We start from the raw sequence: 23,274 nt of genomic DNA, 5'->3' as shown, positions 1-23,274 counted from the left end.
AAGCAAGCCCCAAAGGCTCGCCGGCAGGCAACAGTGCTGGACTTGTCATCGCGGCGGTTCATTCCGTCGTTGACAATGGGCGTGGAGGAGGTGGATTCGTTGATCGCCCGGCGCACTCTCGTCTGGAAGCGCGATGTACTGCTTGGAGATCGCCTTCCGGATGACCACCCGCCATGTTTCCCATTCTCGTGGGCTTCGCGGCGGGTGGTCGGCGTACAGCAGGAGACCTCCGCAGGCTGGGCAACGACCGTGTTGCGCCTGTATGAGGCGCATGGTCATGGCGTCGACCGGCAGAGGTGTTCCCTTGCGGCGCCGCTGAGCCCAGTATGATTCCAGGGCGGGGTCGTCCGGGGACGCCCTTCCCTTGACCAACCGGTGCCGGACTATCTTCGTCCAGGAGAACTTGAGGAGGTAGGCGCCGCTGTCGCGGTCACCGAACACCCACCTGTCCTTCCTGGTCCTGTTGAACCGGCCGAAGTACTTGTCGGATACCCAGTGCTTCGACTTGTTCGGGTGGCTGTGCTTGGCCCACTTGTAAGCGAGCTTCCACATGTGGTTGTCCAGCGCCGTGAAGATCTCGCTGGACACCACTGTCCTGTAATAGGCCGACCAGCCGCGTACGATCGGGTTGATCTTCTTGAGCACCGCACCGGCGTTGGCCCCACGCAGGGCCAGCATCTCGGCGCTGAGCCGTTCCCGGATTCGTCGCCGGGCCGCCCTGCTCGGCTTGATCAGCAGTTTGCCGTGATAGCGGCGGACGTTGAACCCCAGGAAGTCGAACCCGCTCTCCGCGTGGACGATGCGCGTCTTGTCCTCGTGGAAGGCGAGTCCTCTGGGTGTCAGCCATGCCGCCAGTCGTTCCTTGACCTGTTCGGCCTGTTCGCGACTGGTGCACATCGCGACAAAATCATCCGAGTACCGGACCAGCACGGGGCTGCCGCTTTGCGCACTTCCGGCGTCCCTGCCGGTGGTGTAGTAGCGGACGCCCGCGGCCTCCTCCATTCCGTGCAGGGCCACGTTGAAAAGCAACGGGCTGATCACCCCACCCTGCGGAACTCCTTCCTCGGTCGGGGCGAACCGACCGCGATCCACGATCCCGGCCTTGAGCCACTGTCGGACCAGTCCCCGGGCGGGGAAGGTGCCGAGTGCGGCCATGAGCCGGGCATGGCCGATGCGGTCGAACGCCGCCGTCAGGTCCGCGTCGAGCACCCACGCACGCTGCGGATTCTTCCCGTTGAGCGTGGAGTAGACGGCTCCGATCGCGTCGTGACAGCCACGGCCGGGCCGAAAACCGTACGACTTCGGCTCGAACCGCGCTTCCCATTCGGGCTCCAATGCCCCCAATGCCACGGCTTGCAGGCACCGGTCGACAATGACGGGAATCCCGAGCCCGCGCTTCTTCGTGGTCCCCGACTTGGGGATGAACACCCGCTTGACGGGCTTGGGAATCCACGGTCGGGCCCGGTGCTGGACCCAGTCGGCCAGTGCGGCCTTGTCCTGGGACATCAGCACGACCTTCCCGTCGACTCCCGCCGTCGCGCGTCCAGCATTGATCTCCGTGACCCGTCGCACGCCCAGAAGCGTGTTCGAGCGGGATCGGAGCATCAGTTTCTGTAGATTTCGGACCTTCTTCAGGTCCCCTGCCTGCGATGCCGCGAAGATTCTCTGCCGCAGACGCCGTACGTCTTCCTCGACCCGCCGCCAGTCGATCGACGGCCAGTCCAAGTCCTCGCCCTCGGGTCCGTTCACCGGCGCAGAAACAGCCGAGACGACCGAGGCCGCTCCGCCCGTGATCCACACAGCGTCCAACTTGTCCCTCGGTTCCGTCGTCCTGTCCAGTGTTTCCCCACAGGCTCACCCGGCCCACGTCAGCACCCTTTCGGGTCCGGGCAGCGCACCCGTATCCGGACGGTTATCCGGGGCCACCGGCGGAGAATCCGGTCAAAGCGCCCAAGTTTCCCGTTTCCTTTCGGCTTCCGGCATTGGCTTGTTGGGCCGTCCTGTTCCCGCTGGAGAGTTGAGCCTTCCTTGCGGTCGACCGACCGGGCCACGAAGGCCTGGACCTCAACGGGTTTTCCACGTTCCACACGAGTGAGATACGACCGGGGTGGGTGCTCCCTTTACCCCGAGGCGGCGGTGTCCACCTGGCCGGAGAGACCTCTGCCAGCCAGCGCCTGCCGCTTCTCAACGGCCAGCCATGCACCCCACTAACACATTCCATCGGCGGGGCTTGGGATCACGAGGCATCATCGGGAGTTCACTTGCGTTCACCCGTCCGGTCTTCCCCTTGCCGGTAACTCCCGGATGGAACAGGAGTCCTTGGGCTTTCCCCCGAGCTTCGCACCACGCCGTTACCGGAATCGCACGTCGAGGGCGGGGACGGGTCATACGGACACGGACCCGTGACTGCACCTACGGCCTCATCAACCGCCTCTCCAATCGGTCAGTCCACTCACATTCGTGCGACTTCGTGTCGCACGATCGCCCTCCCAGTGACCGGGGACGGCGCGGTCGGCAGCTTCGGCGGGGCGTTCGCTGAGGACGACATCGGCGGTGACGTGTCCCCGCGGCTTGTTGCGTGATCGGGCCCTCGGCTCTCGCAGCGCCCGGCCCGTGCGCAGACACGTGACCAGTTCACGTTTGAGCGCGCCACGTCCCTGAATGAACAGGGACTGGTAGATCGCCTCGTGGCTGATGCGCATGGACTCATCATCGGGGAAGTCGAGCTTCAGGCGATGCGCGATCTGCTCCGGACTCCACGCCGTCGACCAGCGCCTGTCCTGACGATGGGGCTTGTTCAACCCCTTCCACGGCGGCGTCCCGGGGCCCGCGACGACCGTGCCGTCGGGGCGACGGACATCGCCGGCGAGCCGGTCCCGCACGTACTCGCGCAACCGCTCGTCACCCGCCAGCTTCGCCGTTCTCGGGCGCTTCGCCGCCTGCTGAGCCTTCCACTGCGCCACCACCGCGCGATAGACCGCCTTGCCACCCCTGGTCGCGGCATTGCGCCGCAGCTCACGAGACACGGTCCCAGGATCGCGGCCGATCACGCGCGCGATCTCACGCACGCCCATGTCCCGAGCCCTCAGCAGCGCGATCTCCTCCCTCTCAGCGAACGACAAGTACCGGCCGGTGGGATCGTCGAGGCTCAGCGGCGTCATCCCGCCAGCGTGTCGAAACCAACGGATCCCGACCGGTGACGACACGCCGACCCCCTCCGCGGCCTGGACCGTCGTGACCCCGGAGGCGATCAGACGCCAGAAATCCCGCTGAACCGCCCGCGACGGCTCCGGCCGCCCCGGTGAGCGCATCGGCGCCCGCATCGCCCTATCCACAGCCCACTGACGTCGAGCCCCGCTCGGCGCCTGCGGCACCTGCTTCCTCGGCCATCCCATCCAACACCTCCGTCATCGAAGTGTTGCGACGACCAGTTGAACTCACCTTGCGCCCCGCGGTCGCTGTGGAAGATCGCCCCGGCCAGGCTGCCGCGTGTCCGCTCGGCCACGTGCAGGGCGTCGAGGACGAGGTCGACGCGCATGTGGTCGGCCACGGCCCAGCCGACCAGGCGGCGAGAGCACAGGTCCATCACCGTGGCCAGGTAGAGGAACGTGCCGTCGGCGATGGGCAGGTAGGTGATGTCGCCGACGTAGCGGGTGTTGGGCGTGTCGGCGGTGAAGTCGCGTTCGAGCAGGTCGGGGGCCTTGACCGCCGCTGGGTCGGCGAGGGTGGTGCGGTGCCGGCGGCGCAACCGCAGACCGGCCAGGCCGATCCCGCGCATCACCCGGGCGACGCGCTTGTGGTTGACGCGATCTCCGGTGTCGTGCAGTTCGGCGGTGATCTGCGGGACGCCGTAGGTGCCGGCCGACTCGCGGTGGATCACCCGGATACGGGCGGCCAGGCGCGCATCGTCCGCGACGCGGGCGGCCCGGTCCGACGCGGTGGCCTTCCAGTGGTAATAGCTGGACCGGGCGATCCCGATGACCTGGCACAACCGCTTCACGCCATGGTGGCGCTGATGATCGTCGACGAACTGGAAGCGGTTCACCAGCGCGTCTCGCCCGCGAAATACTTGGCCGCCTTGCGCAGGATGTCGCGCTCTTCCTCCAGTTCGCGGACCCGCTTGCGCAGTGCGGCGTTCTCGTCCCCCGGCGAGGGCGGGGCCATACCGGTCGCTGAGGTGGTGACCTGCGGTCCGGTGCGCTGCGCGTCGTCGAGCCTGATCCAGTTGCGCAGCGTCTCGTGGTTGACCCCGAGATCCTCGGCCACGGACTTGATCGTCGCGCCCGGTCGGGACCGGTAGAGCGCGACCGCCTCGGCCCGGAACTCCGGCGGGTAGTGCTTCATCACCATCTGAACGGGACTCCTGTCCACCCGGATCGTCAGGATCCAAGTGTGTCTGGTGTCCAATATCCAGGGTCAAGTCCCACCATCACGGCAAGCCAACTCAGATGTCACCTATCGGTGCAGCAGACCCAAGGGTCATCCTGCTGTGTTTCGTGTCGGAGGTGATGTCGGTCCGATGGTCGACGGGCACTCGGCTTCGGATGGGTGGTGACCACATACGGTTTGACATCTGTCCTTTATGGAGCGTCCATATCTGCTGCGCCCGTTCGGGTGCGGTTTCGTCGTTGACAAGGAGTCACGGGTATGGCGTGGGTGGAGAAGCACGGTTCGGGTTTCCGGGTGCGGTTCCGGTTGCCGGACGGGACGTTGAGGTCGGAGACCGGGTTCGCCGATCGTTCGGTGACGGTCGGCCGGGCGAGGGACATCGAGTCGGATCAGCGTCGGGGGACCTTCGTGGACCCGTCGGTGGGTGCGATGCCGCTGGGGGAGTGGGTGCCGACCTGGGCGGACGCGCATGATGTGAGTGCGACGACGTGGGCGAAGTACGACTCGCACCTGCGCAACCACGTGTTGCCGCAGTTCGCTGACGTGCCGTTGAAGGAGATCTCGCGGATCGCGGTGAAGGGGTGGGTCAAGACGCTGCGTCGGTCGTTGGCCGAGCGGACCGTGGGCGATGTCGTAACACTGTTGTCGATGTTGTTGGGTGAGGCGGTCGACGAGGGGTTGATCGGGGCGAACCCGTGTCGGCGATTGCGGGTCAACATCGGTGATCACGACGAGCGGCCTCATGCTTCGCCGTGGCAGGTGCGGGCGATGGCGCAGCGGTGTTTGCCCGCGGATGCCGTGTTGGTGGTCATGGCGGCGTACCCGGGGCTGCGGTGGGGCGAGCTGGCCGGGCTGCGCTGGGGCCGGGTGGACCTGGCCCGCGGGGTCATCATGATCGACCCGGACAAGGGCGCGCTGCACGAGGTGGGCGGCCGGTTGGAGCTGGGTCCGCCGAAGTCGAAAGCAGGTGTCCGCACGGTGCACCTGCCGCCGTTCCTGGTCGACCTGCTCACCGAGCACAGGGCCGACCGGATGCAGGAACACGTCTTCACCGGTCTGGACGGAGAACTTCTGCGCCGGTCGAACTTCCGGCGGCGGGTCTGGTTGCCCCTCGTCAACGGCGATTCGACCCGGGGATGGGCACCTGTCCACCCTGGTCTGCACTTTCATGACCTACGTCACACGCACAAGACCTGGCTGATCGAGGACGGCGTGCCGGAGATCCTCCAGTGCAAGCGGCTCGGGCACCGAATGGCGGGGGTCCGGGGCACCTACTCGCATGTGACGCAGGTCATGATGGACGCGATGCTCGACGGGCTGCAGCGTCGGTGGGAGCGTTCGCTGGTCGCTCCCACGGGTCCGAACGGGGTGACCACATACGGTGTCGACGATCACGTCAAGATCGTTTGCTCCCAATTTGCTCCCAAGACAGCAGAACAGCCCGCCGGTGGTGATCACCGACGGGCTGTCTGACCTGCGTTTATAGATGGTGGACGATACTGGGATTGAACCAGTGACCCCTACCGTGTCAAGGTAGTGCTCTCCCGCTGAGCTAATCGTCCGAGGCGGAGACGGGAATCGAACCCGTGTACAGGGCTTTGCAGGCCCTTGCCTAAGCCACTCGGCCACTCCGCCGTGATTCCTGAAGGCTAGCACCCAGGAGTCAGGCCTGAGCCCAAGGGGCCCTCTGCCGAGCGGATGACGAGACTCGAACTCGCGACCCTCACCTTGGCAAGGTGATGCGCTACCAACTGCGCTACATCCGCATGCCCCGTGGATTACTTGGAACTTTTCCCTTTTGGGGCTTGTCGTTCCGGTCTTCCTCGGTGCGAGAGGAACTTTATTACATGCACCGCAGCGGGATCAAATCGGGGGGTCCCAGACCTCCTCGCGGGCCCGCTACCTGCACTTTTACGTCAGATCGTTGGAGATCAGGTGGGTCAGGGCCTCGTCGACGTCGACCCACAGGTGCTCGTTCCCGGGCACCACGACGTCGTAGGTCCGATCGAGGAAGTCGGCGAGCTCCTGGGCCGAGGCCTCGAACATGGCGTGGCCGGACGGCGAGCTCAGTTCGATCACCACGACTTCGGGGTCGTCGGCGGCCGGGCGGATCCGGACGTCACCGTCACCCGCGTCGGCGATCAGGCCATCGGCGAGCAGGTCGCGGGCGAAGACCCACTCCACCCACCCGGCACGGCCGGTTCGGAACGCGGCAACCACCGCGTACGGGTCTTTCGTGTCATAGCGAAGCTCCACCTGAACCGGGACGGCCGGGGTCCTCGGTGCCAGCAGGTCGAAGACCGCTGTTGAGCGGAGTGTCACGTGGTCATTGCGCATCGTCGTTACCCTCTTCTCCCTTCCCGGCCAATGGAACGACCGAGTTCTCTACTTGTGACGTATATGTGGCGAGGAACGCTCAACTCCTCATGGTTTATCACCCGATTGGGGCTATCCAACTCCACTGGGCGACCACCTCGATGCGTTCCGTGTCCACTGAGTCGGGCTGCTCCCATCTTGCTGGGTTTAACCTGAACCCGGTACCGACTGTTGCGCGAATGTTGGACGTGAGGACCTCTCTGGTGGCTGACCCACCCCCGCCGCATCGCGACCCGGGACCGCGCCCCACCGACGTGGACCTCGCCGCACGGGTGACGGTGGGTGACCGCACCGCGTTCGGCGAACTCTACGACCGGCACGCGAAACCGGCGTACTCACTGGCCCGACGGATCTGTGTCGACCCGGACCTGGCCGAGGACGTCGTCCAGGAGGCGTTCCTGGCCCTCTGGCGCAACCCCGCGGCCTACGACCACTCACGCGGCGGATTCGGCACGTGGCTGATGACCGTGGTGCACCACCGCGCGGTCGACGCGGTCCGCCGCGAGAACGCCCAGCGTAGACGAAGCCTCCCCTTGACCGACGAGGTCTCTGAGCGCAACGTCACACCCGCGCAAGGCGCCGACCACGCCGCGCTGAGCGCTGTGGCGGGCGCCGAGGTGCGCGAAGCGATGCAACGGCTTCCCGAAGACCAAAGGCAGGTGCTGACACTGGCCTACCTCGGCGGCTACACCCAGATCGAGGTCGCGGCGCTGACCGGCGTACCCCTCGGCACGGTGAAATCACGCACGTTCGCAGCCATCCGCAAACTGCGCACGACACTGCGCTCCGCGTGGACGGGCGAGACCGGCGGCGACACGCCAGATGAGACGACGGGAGCACAACGGTGACGGACGACCGGTGCCCTGAAGACGAACTCGCGGTCGGATACGCCATGCACGCGCTCGAACCAGCCGAAGAAGAGCTGATGCGCACCCACCTCCGGGGATGCGCACGGTGCCTGGAATCGGTCCGCGCCACCCAAGAGGTGACGGCGGCATTGGGCGGATCGGTCCACCAGTACGACCCCCCGGAGCGACTGCGGACACGCCTGATGGATGCGATCGAGCACACCCCTCAGGTGTCCGTGGTGGAGAAGCCGGTCCAGTTGGAGCCACGGCGGCGCGACCGGCCCGGCGGGTGGGGACGCAAATTGCTCCTGGCCGCCGCGGCGCTCGTCGTGGTGGCCGGGATCGGTGTCGCAGGCGTGAAGTTCGGCCAGCTGAACGACCGGGTTGCACAGCAGGACGTGCGGGCCGGACAGATGGAGCGCGCGCTGCGCATCGCCGCGGACCCGGGGACGACCCGAGCCGTGCTGCAGGACGAGTCGGGTGCCGCCCTGGCTGTGCTGCTGTCCGGTGATGACGACGCCGCGATCGTGCCGACGAACCTGCCGTCCAACGACGCGGCGCGGCAGGTCTACGTGGTGTGGGGGACCAGCACACCGGAGCCTGTGGCGTTGGCCACATTCGACGTCGTGGAGGATGGGTCGGACGTCCGACTGCTGACTTGGTCGCCGGACGCGCACCGGCACAACGGCTTCGGGATCTCGCTGGAAGAGGGCCGCACCGCGCCCGCGCAACCGTCGGCGGTGTTGGCATCGGGCCGGGTGGGTCCTGCGTGAATGACGAATGGGCGGATGATGTGGGCATGAGTACAGAGCAGCGCGAAGACGCCGACAAGGACGCGGAGCACCGTCCCTGGTTCCGCCGAAACCCCGCGCTGAACCTGACCTACCGCATCGGTGTCGGTGTGGTCGGCGGCTTGGTGCTGGTCGCGGGCGTGCTGATGATCCCGTACCCCGGACCGGGCTGGCTGGTCGTCTTCGCCGGCCTGGCGATCCTGGCCACCGAGTTCGAGTGGGCTGGCCGCGTGCTGAGGTTCGCCAAGGGCTACTACGACGCGTGGGTCGCGTGGCTGCGGCGACAGAACCTCTTGGTCAAGGCTCTGGTACTCGCGGCCACCGGCCTCGTGGTGATCGCGACGTGCTGGCTGCTCGGTGCGTTCGCGCTGGTAGGCGGCTGGTTCGGCCTCGACTGGACCTGGTTGCAGAGCCCGATTTTTGGTTCACGGGGATGATGTTGTAAGCTACGACCACACCGCGAGAGCGGGTGTGAGAACCGAATAAGGGCGTTTAGCTCAGCGGGAGAGCGCTTCGTTCACACCGAAGAGGTCACTGGTTCGATCCCAGTATCGCCCACAGTGTGTTTTACCTGGTCAATGGCCTGCAGACGATCACTGTCTGCGGGCCATTGATCGTTTCGGGGAGCATCTGGGGAGCAAACGATCTTGACCACAACCGTATTTGCGAAGGTGGTCATGGTGTCGTGCTCCCCGTTTGCTCCCGGGTTTGCTCCCAGCGGTGTTGGAGTGCGGCGAGCATGGCGTCGATCATGGGTTGGGTGACGTGGGAGTAGACGCCCATGACGCCGTGGAACTTGTGGCCGATCCTCTTGTGTTGGAGGACTTCGGGGACGCGGTCTTCGATGAGCCAGGTCTTGTGGGTGTGGCGTAGGTCGTGGAAGTGCATCTCGGGGTTGATCCGCGGTCGGTCGGTGGTGGTGTCCCCACGTAGTGCGGGTAGCCAGACGCGGCGGCGGAAGTTGGACCGTCGGTGGAAGCCGCCGTCTGTTCCGGTGAACACGAACCGTGCGGCGGGGTGGCGGTCGTGGTGGTCGTCGAGGAGGTCGGCCAGGAATTTGGGTAGGTGCACGGTGCGGACGCTGGCGGGTGTCTTGGGTGGTCCGAGGGTGAGTTTGCCGCCGACCTCGTGGAGGGCTCCGTCCTTGCCGTCGACGCGGATCTCCCGGTTGGCCGTGTCGACGCGTGTCCATTGCAGGCCGGTCAGTTCACCCCAGCGCAGGCCGGTGTAGGCGGCGGTGACGATCAGGGCGGCGTTGTCAGGGGACACACGGGCGGCCAGGCCGGCGATCTGGGCGGTGGTGGCGTGGGGTCGTTCGGGTTGATCACCGTTGGTGAGGCGGAGTTTGCGGCAGGGGTTGGCGCCGATAAGGCCTTCGTCGACGGCTTCGCCCATGATCCTCGAGAGCAGGTTGACCACATCGCTGACGCTGCGCTCGCCCAACGACCGTCGCAGCTGCTTGGCCCAAATCTTGACCACCATCCGCGACAGGTCGCCCAGCTCGGTGTCGGCGAAGCGGGGCAGGATGTGGTTGCGCAGATGGGAGTCGTAGGTGGCCCAGGTGACCGGGCTGACGTCGTGGGCCTGGACCCACTCCTTCACCCAGTCGCCGAACCGGGTCTGCGCCAGCCGCGGGTCGACGAACCGCCCGCGTCGTTGATCGGACTCCACGTCCTTCGCCCGGTTCTCCGCCTCCTCACGAGTGTCGAACCCGTTCTCCGTGAACAACGACCCGTCCGGCAACCGGTAGCGCACCCGGTACCCGTCGCCGCGCTTCTCCGCCCAGGCCATGCCAGTCTCCTCTTACTTCTCGTTGAGGGTGTCGGTCCGTCGTGGACGACGGCCGACGGACAGTGACGCTCCATATCCGTTGCGATGCAACCGAACTGTGTTCACCCCTGCCGACGGTGCGTGTACGGACCGCGTGCATCGGGGCGGGACGTCGCGTCCCGGCGGGCGGCGCGGGATCCGCAGTGGATGATCGAGCGCAGGTCGGCGTCGGAGAACCGCAGATGCTTGCCCAGGAAGGTGCACGGGATCTCGCCGCGCCCGGCCATGCGTCGCAACCAGGACTCTCGCACCGACAACGCCCGCGCCGCCTGCGCCGGGGTGTGCAACAGCCGCACCCCGTCCGCTGCCTCGGGGAGATCCGGAGCGGCCGCGTCGGAGTCGGTCGTCGCCTGCCCGTCGACGGGGTCGGCGGCGGATCCGACCGCCCGGCCGGGGACTGTGTTCGCCATGAGGACCTCCGATAGGGAAGCGGTGCCGCGGTACGGCGCCGGTCAGCACCCCTCAACTCCGCCGAAAGGCATCAAAAGCAACACAGCCGCTCCAAGTTTCTCGGCTTGACCGATCCGGAGACGCGACGGTTCGGGGCACGCCGTCCGGTTCGGGGTGCGTCCATTTCTTCTGCGACAAGGCGCTGGTGCCGGCGCAGGTGCGTTTCCGGTGCCACCAGCAGGTGTTGAGAGTTATAATAGCTTCAGTGTTGACTAAAAGAATGTAGCAGCTAAATCGCAGCTGCCCGGTGCGGTTGAAACGAGCAGCGTGGAGACCACCGCGCATCGGAGGGGCTGTGCGCCTGGGAAGATGCGGGGATGGGTTCGCGCTTCGACAGTGTCGACTACCGGTTGCGGTGGCCGCGGTGGTTGCTCGTCAGGGAGGCGTCGCGGTTACTCAACAAGGCGTCACCGTGCGCCGAGCGTGCTGAACCAGCTCCGACCTGCCCATATGGTCTCCATCTTGCTTTAATCGACGCGTTCGGACGCAGAGCGGCGATCACCGTGCCGTTGATCGCTGGCGTATGGACGGCACGGTGCCGGAGCGGGCCGCGCTACGGTGCATCGACTCGATCGACGCGACCGCGGTGGCCCATGGGCGAACTGTCGACGACGTCCGCGTCGCCGAGTGGGCAAGGGGTATGCGGCGATGCCCTGGCCGGGTGCGCAGGTTCGAATCCCCGGCGAGATTACCAAAGGATGGGACCTGGGCTGACCAGCGGTTTTTAGCGGCAGTCTGGTGATTGAGTGCCGGTTCGGGTTGTCGCCGTAGGGGTGACGGGCTGCCGTGGGCGGGATCAGGCGGTCTCGCCCACGGGGCGATCCTCGGAGCTGTGGACCGGTCACGCCGCTGCCTGTTTCCGGATTTGGAAGCGCGCCGATCGGGTCGGCGGCTATGTCGAGATCCGAGCGCTTGACTGCAACGTGATCCATTTTGTGAATTTCATTCGCGTTCATACGACACGGTCGCGTTGGGGCACGTAGCGAAGGTGTGGCGGCCTATCCTCCTTATGATCTCCCTTCTGGTCGCGTTGCTGCCGGACGGGGTCGGCCGGGCGTCGTACGGATCGGAGCGGGTTGTGTGGGCGGACAACGAGGCTGACATCGACCTGCTGGGGTTCGACTTCCTGGTCGACACCCTGTATGTGGCGGTCACTGAGCCCAAGCTCCTGCCGTTGACCGTTGGCCTGCTGGGTGACTGGGGGTCCGGCAAGAGCAGCCTGATGGCCATCACCAGGGCGGAGCTGGAGCGGTCCGGTGGCGAGGATGACGACGAATCGGTGTCACCGTATTTGTGCGTGTCCTTCAGCCCGTGGCAGTACGAGGACTACGACGACGTCAAGGTCGCACTCATGACGACCATCCTCGACGCGATCGCCGAGCGGATCGAGGACAACGATCCGGAGCAGGAGAAGGTCTCGGTGCTAAAGAGGGCCGCTCGCGGCTTCGGCCGATGGAGTCGCCGACTCGGGCGCGGCGGGATGACCGCGTTGCCGACCGCGGCACCATTGCTCGCACAGGCACTTGACCCGACGATGGATCCCGCTGTCCTCGAAGGTATCAAGACCTTCGCCGATGCAACTGCCACGGTGGGCGCCCAGCGCCTGCAAGATCCCGAGGACACAGAACAGCCGTCCACCGGGGCTGTCGAGCCGGTCACGAATGCCAGCGAGTTCCGCGCCGAATTCGAGAGCCTGGTGCAACACCTGTCCGACGTCGAAGCCATCGTGGTGTTCATCGACGACCTTGATCGCTGCCTGCCCGAGACGGTCGTCGACACCTTCGAGGCGATCAGGCTGTTCGTGAACACCTCGAAGACGGCCTACGTGATCGCGGCGAACCAGGCTGTCGTGGAGTCGGCGATCGACTCCCGCTACCCCGCTCTGGTCCGGGACGGCGTGGGGTTGGGCGCGAACTATCTGGAGAAGATGCTTCAGCTCAAGGTGACCATCCCACAACTGTCCGCACCAGAAGCCGACACCTACATGAACCTGCTGCTGGCCGAGCTGCATCTGAACAAGGAGCAGTTCGCCAAGGTCGTGGCCGAGACACAACAGCGACGTACGTCAGGCAACCTCCAGGTGGCCTTCAACCTCGGCGTGTGCTTCGACGTGCTCGGTGAGGTGCCGGCCGGGCTCGTACGAGATCTGCAATGGGCCGCGAGCGTCTCGGAGGTGCTCGGCAGTGGATTGCGAGGAAATCCCAGGCAGCTCAAGCGCTTCTTGAACAACCTCATGCTCAAGCACCGCAGCGCCGACCGCCGGGGCATCGACCTACAGTTGCCGGTCTTGGCCAAGTTGATGGCGCTGGAGGAGCAGTACGTCGCCGAGTTCCGGCGACTGTTCGACTGGCAGTTGGCCTCAGTTGGCCCCATCCCGGAACTGCGGATGGCGGAGGAAGCGGCCGTGGCGACAGTCGCGCCTTCAACCAGTGCACGAACACCTGACGATGCGTCGCACACCGCAGCGGGGCGCACCGGAAGCGCCGCATCCCCATCGAAGAGCAAGAAAGCCACGGCGGACCAGAATGCGGACACGATCGGGGATCGAACGGTGTTGCCCGACGATGTCCGAGCCTGGATTGACAAGCCTCACGTCCGTACTTGGCTCCAACTCCCTCCCCGCCTCGGAGAGGTCGACCTCCGCCGTTACTTCACCTACTCCCGCGACAAGCTCACCCTCGGCGTGGCGGTGACACGGCTGCCGCAGCACCTTCAGGAGCTGCTCACAAAGGTGCAGACAGATGTCGACGCGGCACGGCTTGCCGCGTGCAAGGCCGTCGCCGCGTTGCCCGACGGCGAACGTGTCCAACTGGTGGAGGCACTTCTCGACACGTTGGCGCGCCACCCCACAGGACCAGCGTTCATCGCCGCACTCGACCTTGTCGATCGCGCCCCCGACACCCTGCCCGCCGTCTGCGAAGCGCTGATGCGCATTCCCGTCAACGCGGTGCCCGTGAAGTGGGCGGGGCGGGCGGTCATCCGGTTGCCCAAGACCGATCCGGCCGCAGTCGCGGTCCTCGACCGCTGGGCCACCTGCGACGTCGCACGGCTTAAGAGCGTCATCACCAATGCTCGCGAGGCGCAGAGTCGCAGCGAGCGCCCCTGATGGGTACCTCGGCGGATCGCACAGCCGGTAGAGGAGGTGCCTGGACACCGCTGAAGCACGCGACCACCTCCTACGTGCGCGGACTGCGCGCGGGTTCGTCCGACACCAGTGGTTACGCCCGACGTGTCCTTGCTCGTCATGTGCCCGTGCTAGGTGGAAGCGCCGGTGCCGCGTCCGGCGCTCGGGCGGGACGCGCAGGTATCCAACGCCTGGGATCGCTGCTCGGCGGAGTGGGTGACAGCGGCCTTGAAACGACCCTGACCTCGCTGGGCCTAGCCGAGTTGGTCGGCAGGGCTCGGTTCGACGTGCTCGACGAGTTGATCACGTTCGTCGCCGGGGACGGCAACGACCTGGACTCCGAGGCCGCTCGCGACGCCGTCTGCGAGGTCCTCGACCAAGTGTTCGCCGACGCGGACACCTGGGACGAGATGACCGACACCACCGAGACGACCGTGTCACGCGAGAGCATCGTCCCACTGCTGGAGATGTTCCTGGCCCAGTACGTCTACAACCGCGTGCCGGTAGTGGCCGAACGGCTCAGTCGCATCACCGATCCCCAGGCTGCTCGCCGCGCCGACGAGGAGATGCGCCAGATCATCCAGGACCTGGTCACCCTGCGGCTGCCCGCTGACCCGTTCTCCGTGGACTGGGCAGGCCCGCAGGGGCGTGAGATCGCCGAGGACGCCGTCCGGATCACCTATGAGACTCTCCAGAGCCTGGACGACGAATGACCACTTACCTGGTACGCACCGACCTCTCGGCGCCCGTGACCGAGCCCGATGAGGTGCGCCTGCTCGACTGGGCCCCGGCGCGTCCGGCTGCCACCATCCAGACCGGCGACGCGGGCCCGGAGTTCTTCAAGGACTGGTGCCCACCTCGTTCGGCCGCCGACCTGATGCTTCTGGGAGCCGCGGTCTACTGCGCGGACAAGACGGCGAGCAGACGGACCACCGTGGATGCCTGGACGAGGGACATCATCCTGCGGCTGCCCGTCGCCGACACCGCAGCCTGGAGGAGCGCGGACTTCGACGGAACGTTGGCCTTCCTGACCGGCGACCACTGGCAGGTCATTCCCCACAGGTCCACTCGGCATCCTCTTACCGACGTCGCCGGGGTGCTTTCAACGGGCAGAGCCATTGGACTTGGTGTCGACGCGGTGTGCCTCTTCTCGGGTGGTCTGGACTCGCTCTGTGGCGTCGTGGACTTGCTCGAAGAAGACCCGCGCCGCCGTTTGTGCCTGTTGTCGCACCACGAGGGAGGCCAGGCGTCCAGCGCGCAACAGGCACTGCTCGATGAGCTGACCGCCTACTACGGGCCTGATCGCATCACCGCCCGCCGCCTCTACCTCCGGCCGGCACCCAAGAACGCCCACCAGGCTCGCCCCCTGCCACGCCTGCGAGAGAACACCACCCGCTCACGGTCCCTGCTGTTCCTGACCACCGCGCTGGGTCTGGCCGCCGCAGAAGGACCACACGTACCCGTGTACGTCCCGGAGAACGGCTTTATCGGCATCAACGTGCCGCTCACACGGGCACGAGTGGGCAGCGCGAGCACCCGCACCACCCACCCTCACTTCATGGCGCAGCTGCAGGCCGCCGCGGAAGCCGTCGGGGTCGTCAACCCGATCTTGAACCCGTACCGGCTACGCACCAAGGGCGAGATCCTCGCCGAGTCCCGCAATCCGGCGCTGCTGCGGCGGTTGGCTCCGATGAGCGTGTCCTGCTCGCATCCGGAGACCGCACGCTTCGTCGGCCGGCCCCAGGGAAACTGCGGCTACTGCTTCCCTTGCCTGATCCGACGCGCCTCGCTCGCCCATGTCGGCTGGGACGACGACCGATACTCCTGGGACGTCCTATCCGAGGATGCCCTGCTCGACCGCCGCAGGCGGCGCGGAGCCGACCTACGCGCAGTCATCAGCGGCGCCTTCGCCGACCGCCCGGACCGCGATGTACTCCGCAACGGGCCACTTCCATACGGGGAGCGGGCGGCGTTCACCGGTGTCTGGCGTCGAGGAATCACCGAACTGCGCTCCTGGCTTACGACTGGGGCACAAGGCGAATTGGTCACGCTGCTGGAGTCTTTGACGTGACACTGCCGACATTCCACCCGTTGATCGACACCCACTGCCATGTCGACGTCTACGACAACCCTGTCGCCGTCCTGGAACACGCAAGCACCGCCAACGTCCACGTCATCGCCGTCACCGAGGACCCCGGTGGATACCGGCTGCTGCGCACTCGACTCGGCCGACGTGAGGAAGTCGACGTCGCTCTCGGCTACCACCCTCTTCGCGCCGGGGTACTCGGTCCACACGACCTCGCCCGATTCTTCAGGCTTCTCCCCCAAGCGACCTGGATCGGGGAAATCGGCCTCGACTTCAGCCGAGCCGGGCTGCCCACCAAATCCGCGCAGCTCCTGGCATTTGACGCCATCCTCGCGGAACCACGGCTACGGACCCGACCGGTCACAGTGCACAGCCGCGGCGCGGAACGCGACACCGTCACGCGACTCGCCCGAGCACAAGTTCCCGCCATCCTGCACTGGTACACAGGTCCACTCGACGTCGCCGACGATGCGCTCGCCGCCGGGATGTCGTTCTCCATCAACCCCGCCATGATCAGATCCCGGAAAGCGGCCGGACTCCTCCAACGCCTTCCGATTGAGCGCGTGCTCCTGGAAACCGACGGCCCCTATGTAAAACACTCAGGCACCGCCGCCACGCCCGCCGACGTTGTGGCGGTGCTGAACCACCTTGCTCGTCTGTGGGAGATGCCGGAAGGACAGGTCCGGCAAGCAATCCTGGACAACCAGCAGCGACTGCTCGACCGGTCAGACACCACAACCGGTTGAACTACACAAGTGCGAGCCACTGCGACCACCTCGCGATCTTCACGCGGGCGACGCAGCCGCAGGTCAACGCGCAGCGTTCATTACATCGATCGCACGGGGCGGCGCGCCACCCAGGCGAGTGCTGGCCTTCCTGCCTCGTGGTTGACATCATCTCGTGGTGGAAGACGGACCCAGCTGGGATGCCCTGCGCCGGCGCGTCTCCGATGGACGGTTCAGTTCAGCGGGCGCTGCGGCCCTTGACCAAGCCATCGGCAGCCTGGAACGCCTACTGGGCCCTTACTGGCCTCATAAGCAATACCAGCGACAGGGATGGTTGCCCAGCGAACTGACCCTTCTCGGGTTCCATACCGCCGCACTACCCCAGTTCCTGGCACTGGTCACCCGGCTCGAGGCCGCCGCCAGCGAGCCGACGTTCGAAGAGATCCTCCGAGCTGTGAAGCGAGGCGTCACCAGTGACGGATGGCGACATGCCCTGCTCCAACTCGAAGTGAACCGGGCCCTGCGGGAACCCGGCACCTCCATCTCCTTCGAGCCCGAGATCAGCGGCAGCACCAACCGGGCGGACCTGCTAATCACCCGGCGCGAAGGTTCGTCGTTTCTTGTGGAGACAACCACCCTCGCCCGCGCCAAAGCCGACCTCGAACGAGAGCGATACGAACACCACGTCTGGCAGGCCGTCACAGCTATTGAACTCCGGCACAAGGTCCGCATCGCCGTGCATATGACCGACCAAGGCGATGACACCAAGACCAAAGCCTGGCTCGACGCCATCGAACTCGCCGCTCGCTCACATGACACGGACGATCACCAAATCGTCGAGTCCGACCTAGGGCGAGCCGAGATCCGAATGCCCAGCTCACCGGGGTGGGAGCACTCGTTCGTCGGTGCCACACTCGCCCGAGACGGTTGGCATCGCCTCGGCCGCGCCGTGCACGGCAAAGCCCGCCAGAGCGCCGGTTCAGTGCCAGTCTGGCTGCGGATCGATGCCTTGGACGGCTTCTTCCAATTCACCGAATGGCCCACGTTGGACTGGCCCGAGAGACTCAACCGAGTCGCGACCACACTCCAGCGCGACCTCGCCGACGCCGGAGTCGAGCACCTCGCCGGGATCGTCCTGTCATCGAGTACCGTGGTATCGCTCGGAGCCGCAGACCCGACTGCCGAGAACCAGGCCATCGACTCCCAACACGGAATGGGAATACGTCGTCTAGTCAGCGCCCACCTTGTCCGGGAGACAGTCGTCATCCCACTCCGTGACGATGCAATGCCGGAATTTCAGAGATGGGAGACGGCATACCGCGACGAACCGGCATGGCTCTCAGAAGATTTGTCCAGCCTAAAATTTCCACAACTCGACGAGTTCCCGGCAAGGTGACCCGCCACTATGACACGGCGGGAGACCTTGCCGGGCGCCACTGAGTATTTCAGTAAGTATGACGCTGGCCTGCGTGCTGAAATATGTTTGTTGATCTTGATGTTCCGGTTTTTTTCGCTGGCGACTTCAGTACGCAAAATTCCGGCATATCAACCATGGCTGGCGGAGTGTCGCCTGCCTGTTGGCGCCTCATCAACTCCCAGTGACTCTAGAAGGTCTAGCGCCGGGAGACTGTCCACGATCTTGTTCGTCTCCAGCGAGACGGCCACGATCCTGGCCAGCAGGTCGAGGATGTATCGGGGGTTGCCAACGTCACGCGACCAGTCGTTAGGGTTGTTGACGATCCCAGATGCCTTGTCGGTCTTGACGTTGTAGCGGTCGATGATCCACTCCACCGCTGACCTGTTACCAAGCCGGTAGCGGTAGGCGTCGAGCGGAATGTCACCCAGCGTGATCCGGTCATTGTATTTGATTACCGTGCGGTCGGCACGTTCGCCGGTGGCTTTCTGATCGGCGGTCGGCAGGCCGAAGCGCATCTTTTTGTCCCCGACAGCGAAGAAGTTGTAAGCCGCGTCGCCTTCCGGGCCGTTAACATCGAGTCCCTCAAGCGGGTACGGCTGGACCGACTCATACCCGAGGTGTAGCTCGCTCAGGAGGTGGCCGGCGTCGACGTAGCTGCGGAAATCCTGGACGAACGGGATGTGTGGCAGCATCTTCTTCAGGTCGGCGGCGTAGGTTTCGCGGTATTGCTGCGAATGCAGCAGGCCGTAGATGTAGAAGAAGATGTCGTCCTTCGTGACCATCTCGGCGGGATACGCGGCCTGAAACTCCTTCAGTGCCCCGTCGGTGACGTTGTCGATCTTGCGATAGCCGTTGACGATCTCACCGTCGACCTCAAGATTAAGCGACCCGTCTTCTACGACTTGCTCGTAACGCCAGCGGGGGAAGAACTGGGCACTGTCCAGCACGTGTAGGTCTGGGACCACGCCCACTGCGATCAGGGAGAAGTCGGCGTGCGACGAAACTCCAGTGATCGACATCCCGTAGTTCTCAACTTGATCGGGAAAGTAGCTTCTGAGTGCCCCGGGACGGTGTATCCACCGGGTATCTCCGTATAGGTAGGAGCGTTCGAAAGGCCGGTACTGCGCAACTACACAGTTGCCGCCGGCGAACGGGATCTCTTCGCGGCGATCCAGACGCTGTTGCAACGACGATGACCACTTGATCCTGCGCGGGTCGGTGACTCGATCCGCAGTGAGGCTTTCCGCGTACGCGCGGCTCGCAACTTCCATTGAGGCGTGGATTTGATCCTTGTTCGCGTTGTAGACCCATGGGTCACGGTTCGTGCCGACTCCGAGGGAGTAGGACGCGAAGACAGCCGCAGAGCCGTCCCGAGAGCCGAGCGGTATGAAGTTGCTGAAGTCGCCACGCCGCTGGTTAATCCAGTCCCCATGCTTGTTGGGGGTAATCGTTTTTGGCGATGTCCCCAGGATCGAGCCCGCTGCCACAACTTCGGCGACCTTCTCGCGAGCCGATGTGAAGTCCGCAACCTGGGCGTACTGGATAGCGGCTGGTCCCGACATGGCCGGGTTTTTGACCAGCACAACAATTGCGATGCCTGCAATGGACCCGCCGGAACCTTTGGCGAATGCTTCCCAGATGGGGCGACCCTCGGCGCCTGCATTCCTTCGGTTGCCGCGCAGGTTGTAAATGTGAATAGCAGAAAACTCTTCGGCCAACGTTTTCCGCATGCCGTCCGCGCCGTTGGAGTCAAGGAACCCGCCGTTGGTGACGTATGCAATGACCCCGCGATCCTTGATGCGGATGCTTGCCCACTTAATCGCGCGGATGTAGGAGTCATACATCGCCTTGCGGGAGGTCGCCGATGACTGCGCCACGTAGGTCTTTTCGATCTCGTTGTCCAGTGCCGGGTACGACTCGTTGGCATTGTCGTCGTTGGCACTACCCTGGCCAGCCGAGTAGGGTGGATTTCCGATGATAACGGTAATGGGAAGTTTTTTCAGATTTTCGAGGCGTTCATTGTTTTCGGGAAAGATGCCAAGGTCGGGGCGGTCATCGGGTTCCCAGGACTGGAAGGTATCGGTGAGGATCAAGCCAGGGAACGGGATGGGTTGGCCAGTGAGGTCGACGTAGGTGGTTTCGATGTTGACGCAGGCGATGTAATACGCGAGCAGCAGGATCTCGTTGGCGTGGATCTCGTTGGCGTATTTGCGGGCCAGGTCGTGCGGCTTGACGAGGCCGGACTGGAGTAGGCGGACTACGAAGGTCCCGGTGCCGGTGAAGGGGTCGAGGATGTGAACATCTTGATCGGTAAGGCCCTGGCCGAATTCCTGACGGAGGACGTCGTCGGCAGAGCGGAGGATGAAGTCGACGATCTCGACGGGGGTATATACGATGCCGAGTTTGTCGACGGTCTTTTTGAACGCGGTAGCGAAGAACTTGTCGTAGAGCTCGATCAGGATGCGTTGTTTGCCCACGGCGTTGTCGACGCCCTCGACACGGCGGCGGACTACTTCATAGAATTTTTCCAGAGACTGGTTCTCGGTTTCAAGATTGTGCTCGTCAAGGGTGGCGAGCATACGTTCCATGGTTTTGGCGACGGGGTTGGTCTCGGCAAAGTCGTAGCCGTCGAACAAGGTCTCGAAGATCGGGCGAGTGACGAGGTGTTGGGCGAGCATGTCGATCGCCTCGGCCTCGGTGATGCTGTCGTTGAGGTTGCCGCGTAGACCGCCGAGGAACTTCTCGAACTCGCGGGCCGGTTCAGAGTCCGGTTCGGCGAGCAGGCCCTTGATGCGGGTGACGTGACTCTGGGCGATGTCCGCGACGTCTTTGGCAAAGGTCTCCCAGTAGCGGCGCTCGCCGACCTTCTGCACGATCTTGGCGTAGATGGCGTCGCGGAATTTGTCGGCATCGAATTCGAGGAGGGTCTGGACCGCCTGCTGCCGCTGTTTTTCCGTGTCCTCGCGACTGAAGCTGTCGGTATCGGTGTCGGCGGGGTTGGTGACCGGAATAATGTCGACCTTGTCGGTCGGCTTGGTCTTGTTGAGCTCGATCCGGTTGACCAGCGCGTGGAAGCGGTCGTCGTGCGAGCGCAGCGCCTGGAGCACCTGCCAGACAACCTTGTAGCGCTCGTTGTCGCGCAGCGCATCCTCAGGTGCGACCCCGCTGGCGACGACGACTGGCAGGATGATGTAGCCGAGCTCCTTGCCTGGAGCCTTGCGCATCACCCGACCGACGGACTGGACTACGTCGACCTGGGAGCCGCGTGGGGTGAGGAAAAGGACCGCGTCCAGCGCTGGCACGTCGACGCCCTCGGAGAGGCATTTGGCGTTCGTCAGGATTCGGCAGACTGGGGTGTCGCCGTCCGAGGTGGGCGCCTTCAACCAGGCCAGGTGGGCGTTGCGTTCGTGGATGCCCATCGTGCCGTCGACGTGCCGCGCTTCGACCCGCAATGGGGTGCGGTTGTCGGGCAGATCGAGGATGGCTTGGTCAACCATGGTTGGGAACGCTTGCGCGGCTGCCTTGGAGGACTGGATGTTCTGGGCGAACGCGACCGCAGTCCGCATCGGCGGGGCCTCGTCGGTGGTGCCGAAGTTTTTAGCCAGGCCGTTCCAGCAGCCGATCAGCTTGGCCGCCTCATTAATCTTGATCTCGCCGGACTCGGCCATGGCGCGCCCGAAGTGGTCGGCGATGTACTGCTGGTCGACGGTAAGTACCAGGACCTTGTAGTCGGTGAGCAGGCCGGCCTCGACCGCGTCACCGAAGCCGAGCCGGTGTAGCTCGGGTCCGTAGTACGACTCGTCGTTCATATCGGTGAGGACGGCGTCGGCCTCGGTGGCCTTCTGCCGCACGCCATCGCCGAACACCCGTGGGGTGGCGGTCATGTAGAGCCGCTTGCTCGCCTTGAGGACGTTCTGGTCGTGGACCTTGACGAAGCTCGACTCGTCCTGCCCGGACAGCGTCACGCCGGTCGTGCGGTGCGCCTCGTCGCAGATCACCAGGTCGAACTTGGCCAAACCCTGTTGCTGGGCCGCGATGATCACGTCGATGGACTGGTAAGTCGCGAACACCACCGTCATCCGCTGGCCGGCCTGCTCACCGGAGTTCACCCGCCGGACCAGCGTGGCCGGGTCGGTGGTGGCCGGCTCGGTCAGGTCGATGGGCGACATGTCCGCGTCATCGGTCTGCGTCCTACGGCCGACCCGCACGTCAGAACAGACCGCGAACGGCCGGATGTCCGTCTCGGCGTTGGCCATCCACTCCCGCAGCGACTGGGAGAGCAACTGGATACTCGGCACCAGGAACAGCACGCTACCGCCCGCGCCGACCTTGTCCTCGGCGATCCGCAGCGAGGTGAACGTCTTGCCGGTGCCGCAGGCCATGATCAGCTTGCCGCGGTCGTGCTCGGCCAGACCGGTCACGACATCGGCCAGCGCATTGGCCTGGTGCGGCCGGAGCTGCTTCTTGTCCGTCGGGACAACAACTTCCGGTGTCGCCCAGCGGAACTGTGACCAGTCGATCGCCGCGTCGCTCAGATAGTTGATGTCGACTCGCTGTGCGACGCCTTTCAATGTCTCTTCGGCGTTGCCGGACCAGCCTGACGCCGTATCGAACACGATCCGCTGGGAGAACCTGAACTCCGGCCGCATGGACAGCGCCAGGAACCCGTCGATGTCGCTCTTCTCGACCTTGCGGCCCGGGGCATAGAACTTGCACTGGATCGCGGTGAAGTCGCCGCTGCCGCGGTTGGCCGCGACCAGGTCGATGCCGATGTCGGTCACCCCGCTACGGCCTGGCCACTCCGACCACAACCAGACGTCAGAGAACTTCGCCGTCCACTCCGGGTCAGTCGTCAGGTACGCCTTAATCAGCCGTTCGAACTTGTCACCCTTGTCCCGCTCGTCCAACGCCTGAACACGCAGTCCGTCGAGCACCTCGAGAATGGTCACGACCACGAGACTAGTCATGCCGCATACGCCGACATGCTGAGGCTCCCGGACGTGCGCCGTCCGATTCGGCAAGCGGAAGCGGCGAACTCATATCAGCGAAGCTAGCACTGTGGTCGAACACTGTTCGATCGAGGTGGAACGTGACGGGTCGGGGTGGGCGAGCGGCGACGGACGGTCACTCGGGCGAGTGATGAAGTCGTGTTCAGGTGCGGTGTCGCCTCATGGACGCCTCACGAGCGCCGCGTGTCCGCTCTGGTTCAGACCTTGATGTGGCCGCTCTAATCGCCCG

The 23,274-nt window shown here is 65.0% G+C and carries 16 protein-coding genes, 4 tRNA genes and 1 pseudogene; 10 read left to right on the top strand and 11 right to left on the bottom strand.

The window, feature by feature from the left end; translation table 11 throughout:
* Positions 1-45: 45 nt before the first annotated feature.
* From ltrA to ACQPYE_RS26985, 4 genes and pseudogenes are all read right to left on the bottom strand, one after another.
* Positions 46-1,800 carry a group II intron reverse transcriptase/maturase gene (gene ltrA / locus ACQPYE_RS27000; RefSeq protein ID WP_498714643.1) on the bottom strand — a complete coding sequence of 585 codons (1,755 nt, stop codon included), beginning with the start codon at positions 1,798-1,800 and terminating at the stop codon, positions 46-48.
* A 680-nt stretch (positions 1,801-2,480) separates the two neighbouring features.
* A pseudogene (locus tag ACQPYE_RS26995) lies at positions 2,481-3,323 on the bottom strand (transposase); the annotation flags it as partial.
* Positions 3,251-4,045, bottom strand: coding sequence for an IS3 family transposase (locus tag ACQPYE_RS26990; RefSeq protein WP_498715321.1), 795 nt, complete (start codon positions 4,043-4,045; stop codon positions 3,251-3,253). The gene ACQPYE_RS26990 and the pseudogene ACQPYE_RS26995, both read right to left, overlap by 73 nt.
* A complete protein-coding gene (locus ACQPYE_RS26985; RefSeq protein ID WP_498715320.1) occupies positions 4,042-4,350 on the bottom strand; it encodes a transposase in 309 nt (102 codons plus the stop codon). Before ACQPYE_RS26985 ends, ACQPYE_RS26990 begins: the two co-directional genes overlap by 4 nt.
* 447 nt (positions 4,351-4,797) lie before the next feature.
* Between ACQPYE_RS26985 and ACQPYE_RS26980 the strand changes: the two genes are divergently transcribed.
* Positions 4,798-5,862: a tyrosine-type recombinase/integrase gene (locus ACQPYE_RS26980; protein ID WP_498715319.1), complete on the top strand. Its 1,065-nt coding sequence runs from the start codon at positions 4,798-4,800 to the stop codon at positions 5,860-5,862.
* Between the two features lie 14 nt (positions 5,863-5,876).
* On the opposite strand, the gene ACQPYE_RS26975 is transcribed toward ACQPYE_RS26980, so the two are convergent.
* The 4 genes from ACQPYE_RS26975 to ACQPYE_RS26960 all read right to left on the bottom strand — a co-directional run bounded on the left by ACQPYE_RS26975 (position 5,877) and on the right by ACQPYE_RS26960 (position 6,726).
* A tRNA-Val gene (locus tag ACQPYE_RS26975) sits at positions 5,877-5,951 on the bottom strand.
* Between the two features lies 1 nt (position 5,952).
* A tRNA-Cys gene (locus ACQPYE_RS26970) sits at positions 5,953-6,024 on the bottom strand.
* 58 nt (positions 6,025-6,082) lie between these two features.
* Positions 6,083-6,155 (bottom strand) — tRNA-Gly (locus ACQPYE_RS26965).
* A gap of 145 nt (positions 6,156-6,300) precedes the next feature.
* Positions 6,301-6,726 carry an SsgA family sporulation/cell division regulator gene (locus ACQPYE_RS26960; RefSeq protein ID WP_073893954.1) on the bottom strand — a complete coding sequence of 142 codons (426 nt, stop codon included), beginning with the start codon at positions 6,724-6,726 and terminating at the stop codon, positions 6,301-6,303.
* 293 nt (positions 6,727-7,019) lie between these two features.
* Between ACQPYE_RS26960 and ACQPYE_RS26955 the strand changes: the two genes are divergently transcribed.
* The 4 genes from ACQPYE_RS26955 (at position 7,020) to ACQPYE_RS26940 (ending at position 8,962) form a co-directional block, all read left to right on the top strand.
* Positions 7,020-7,613: an RNA polymerase sigma factor gene (locus ACQPYE_RS26955; RefSeq protein WP_498715317.1), complete on the top strand. Its 594-nt coding sequence runs from the start codon at positions 7,020-7,022 to the stop codon at positions 7,611-7,613.
* Positions 7,610-8,386, top strand: a complete 777-nt coding sequence (locus tag ACQPYE_RS26950) for an anti-sigma factor (protein ID WP_498715315.1) — start codon at positions 7,610-7,612, stop codon at positions 8,384-8,386. The genes ACQPYE_RS26955 and ACQPYE_RS26950 overlap by 4 nt, the downstream gene beginning before the upstream one ends.
* Positions 8,387-8,412: 26 nt before the next feature.
* The gene (locus tag ACQPYE_RS26945; protein ID WP_498715312.1) at positions 8,413-8,841 is read left to right on the top strand and encodes a TIGR02611 family protein; all 429 of its coding nucleotides are present in this window, start codon (positions 8,413-8,415) and stop codon (positions 8,839-8,841) included.
* A 49-nt stretch (positions 8,842-8,890) separates the two neighbouring features.
* Positions 8,891-8,962, top strand: a tRNA-Val gene (locus tag ACQPYE_RS26940).
* A gap of 117 nt (positions 8,963-9,079) precedes the next feature.
* On the opposite strand, the gene ACQPYE_RS26935 is transcribed toward ACQPYE_RS26940, so the two are convergent.
* Together ACQPYE_RS26935 and ACQPYE_RS26930 are read right to left on the bottom strand one after the other, a co-directional pair.
* Positions 9,080-10,195, bottom strand: a complete 1,116-nt coding sequence (locus ACQPYE_RS26935) for a site-specific integrase (protein ID WP_498715311.1) — start codon at positions 10,193-10,195, stop codon at positions 9,080-9,082.
* A gap of 101 nt (positions 10,196-10,296) precedes the next feature.
* Positions 10,297-10,644: a helix-turn-helix domain-containing protein gene (locus ACQPYE_RS26930; protein ID WP_498715310.1), complete on the bottom strand. Its 348-nt coding sequence runs from the start codon at positions 10,642-10,644 to the stop codon at positions 10,297-10,299.
* 1,049 nt (positions 10,645-11,693) lie between these two features.
* Here ACQPYE_RS26930 and ACQPYE_RS26925 point away from each other — a divergent pair.
* The 5 genes from ACQPYE_RS26925 (at position 11,694) to ACQPYE_RS26905 (ending at position 18,015) form a co-directional block, all read left to right on the top strand.
* Positions 11,694-13,790, top strand: coding sequence for a KAP family P-loop NTPase fold protein (locus tag ACQPYE_RS26925; protein ID WP_498715308.1), 2,097 nt, complete (start codon positions 11,694-11,696; stop codon positions 13,788-13,790).
* Entirely contained in the window at positions 13,790-14,521 is a 732-nt protein-coding gene (locus tag ACQPYE_RS26920) for a Qat anti-phage system associated protein QatB (protein WP_498715307.1), read from the top strand. Before ACQPYE_RS26925 ends, ACQPYE_RS26920 begins: the two co-directional genes overlap by 1 nt.
* Complete coding sequence (gene qatC / locus ACQPYE_RS26915; RefSeq protein WP_498715305.1) at positions 14,518-15,879, top strand: Qat anti-phage system QueC-like protein QatC; 1,362 nt, start codon at positions 14,518-14,520, stop codon at positions 15,877-15,879. Before ACQPYE_RS26920 ends, qatC begins: the two co-directional genes overlap by 4 nt.
* A gap of 20 nt (positions 15,880-15,899) precedes the next feature.
* The gene (locus ACQPYE_RS26910) at positions 15,900-16,640 is read left to right on the top strand and encodes a TatD family hydrolase (RefSeq protein WP_498715304.1); all 741 of its coding nucleotides are present in this window, start codon (positions 15,900-15,902) and stop codon (positions 16,638-16,640) included.
* 157 nt (positions 16,641-16,797) lie between these two features.
* Entirely contained in the window at positions 16,798-18,015 is a 1,218-nt protein-coding gene (locus ACQPYE_RS26905) for a hypothetical protein (protein ID WP_498715303.1), read from the top strand.
* Between the two features lie 149 nt (positions 18,016-18,164).
* Here the strand turns inward: ACQPYE_RS26905 and ACQPYE_RS26900 are convergent, their stop codons facing one another.
* Positions 18,165-22,985 carry a DEAD/DEAH box helicase gene (locus tag ACQPYE_RS26900; RefSeq protein WP_498715302.1) on the bottom strand — a complete coding sequence of 1,607 codons (4,821 nt, stop codon included), beginning with the start codon at positions 22,983-22,985 and terminating at the stop codon, positions 18,165-18,167.
* Positions 22,986-23,274 lie beyond the last annotated feature (289 nt).

Source organism: Actinosynnema sp. CA-299493, assembly GCF_050946825.1.
Lineage (GTDB): Bacteria > Actinomycetota > Actinomycetes > Mycobacteriales > Pseudonocardiaceae > Actinosynnema.
Note: the sequence above shows the minus strand (reverse complement) of the source record. Positions and strands in the feature narration are given on the sequence as shown.

Bases quoted from the DNA above. Each gene is read 5' to 3' on its own strand.
- ACQPYE_RS26945 (WP_498715312.1), top strand. From the start codon at position 8,413: ATGAGTACAGAGCAGCGCGAAGACGCCGACAAGGACGCGGAGCACCGT.
- ACQPYE_RS26935 (WP_498715311.1), bottom strand. From the start codon at position 10,195: ATGGCCTGGGCGGAGAAGCGCGGCGACGGGTACCGGGTGCGCTACCGG.
- qatC (WP_498715305.1), top strand. From the start codon at position 14,518: ATGACCACTTACCTGGTACGCACCGACCTCTCGGCGCCCGTGACCGAG.
- ACQPYE_RS26985 (WP_498715320.1), bottom strand. From the start codon at position 4,350: ATGGTGATGAAGCACTACCCGCCGGAGTTCCGGGCCGAGGCGGTCGCG.
- ACQPYE_RS26960 (WP_073893954.1), bottom strand. From the start codon at position 6,726: ATGCGCAATGACCACGTGACACTCCGCTCAACAGCGGTCTTCGACCTG.
- ACQPYE_RS26925 (WP_498715308.1), top strand. From the start codon at position 11,694: ATGATCTCCCTTCTGGTCGCGTTGCTGCCGGACGGGGTCGGCCGGGCG.
- ACQPYE_RS26920 (WP_498715307.1), top strand. From the start codon at position 13,790: ATGGGTACCTCGGCGGATCGCACAGCCGGTAGAGGAGGTGCCTGGACA.
- ACQPYE_RS26930 (WP_498715310.1), bottom strand. From the start codon at position 10,644: ATGGCGAACACAGTCCCCGGCCGGGCGGTCGGATCCGCCGCCGACCCC.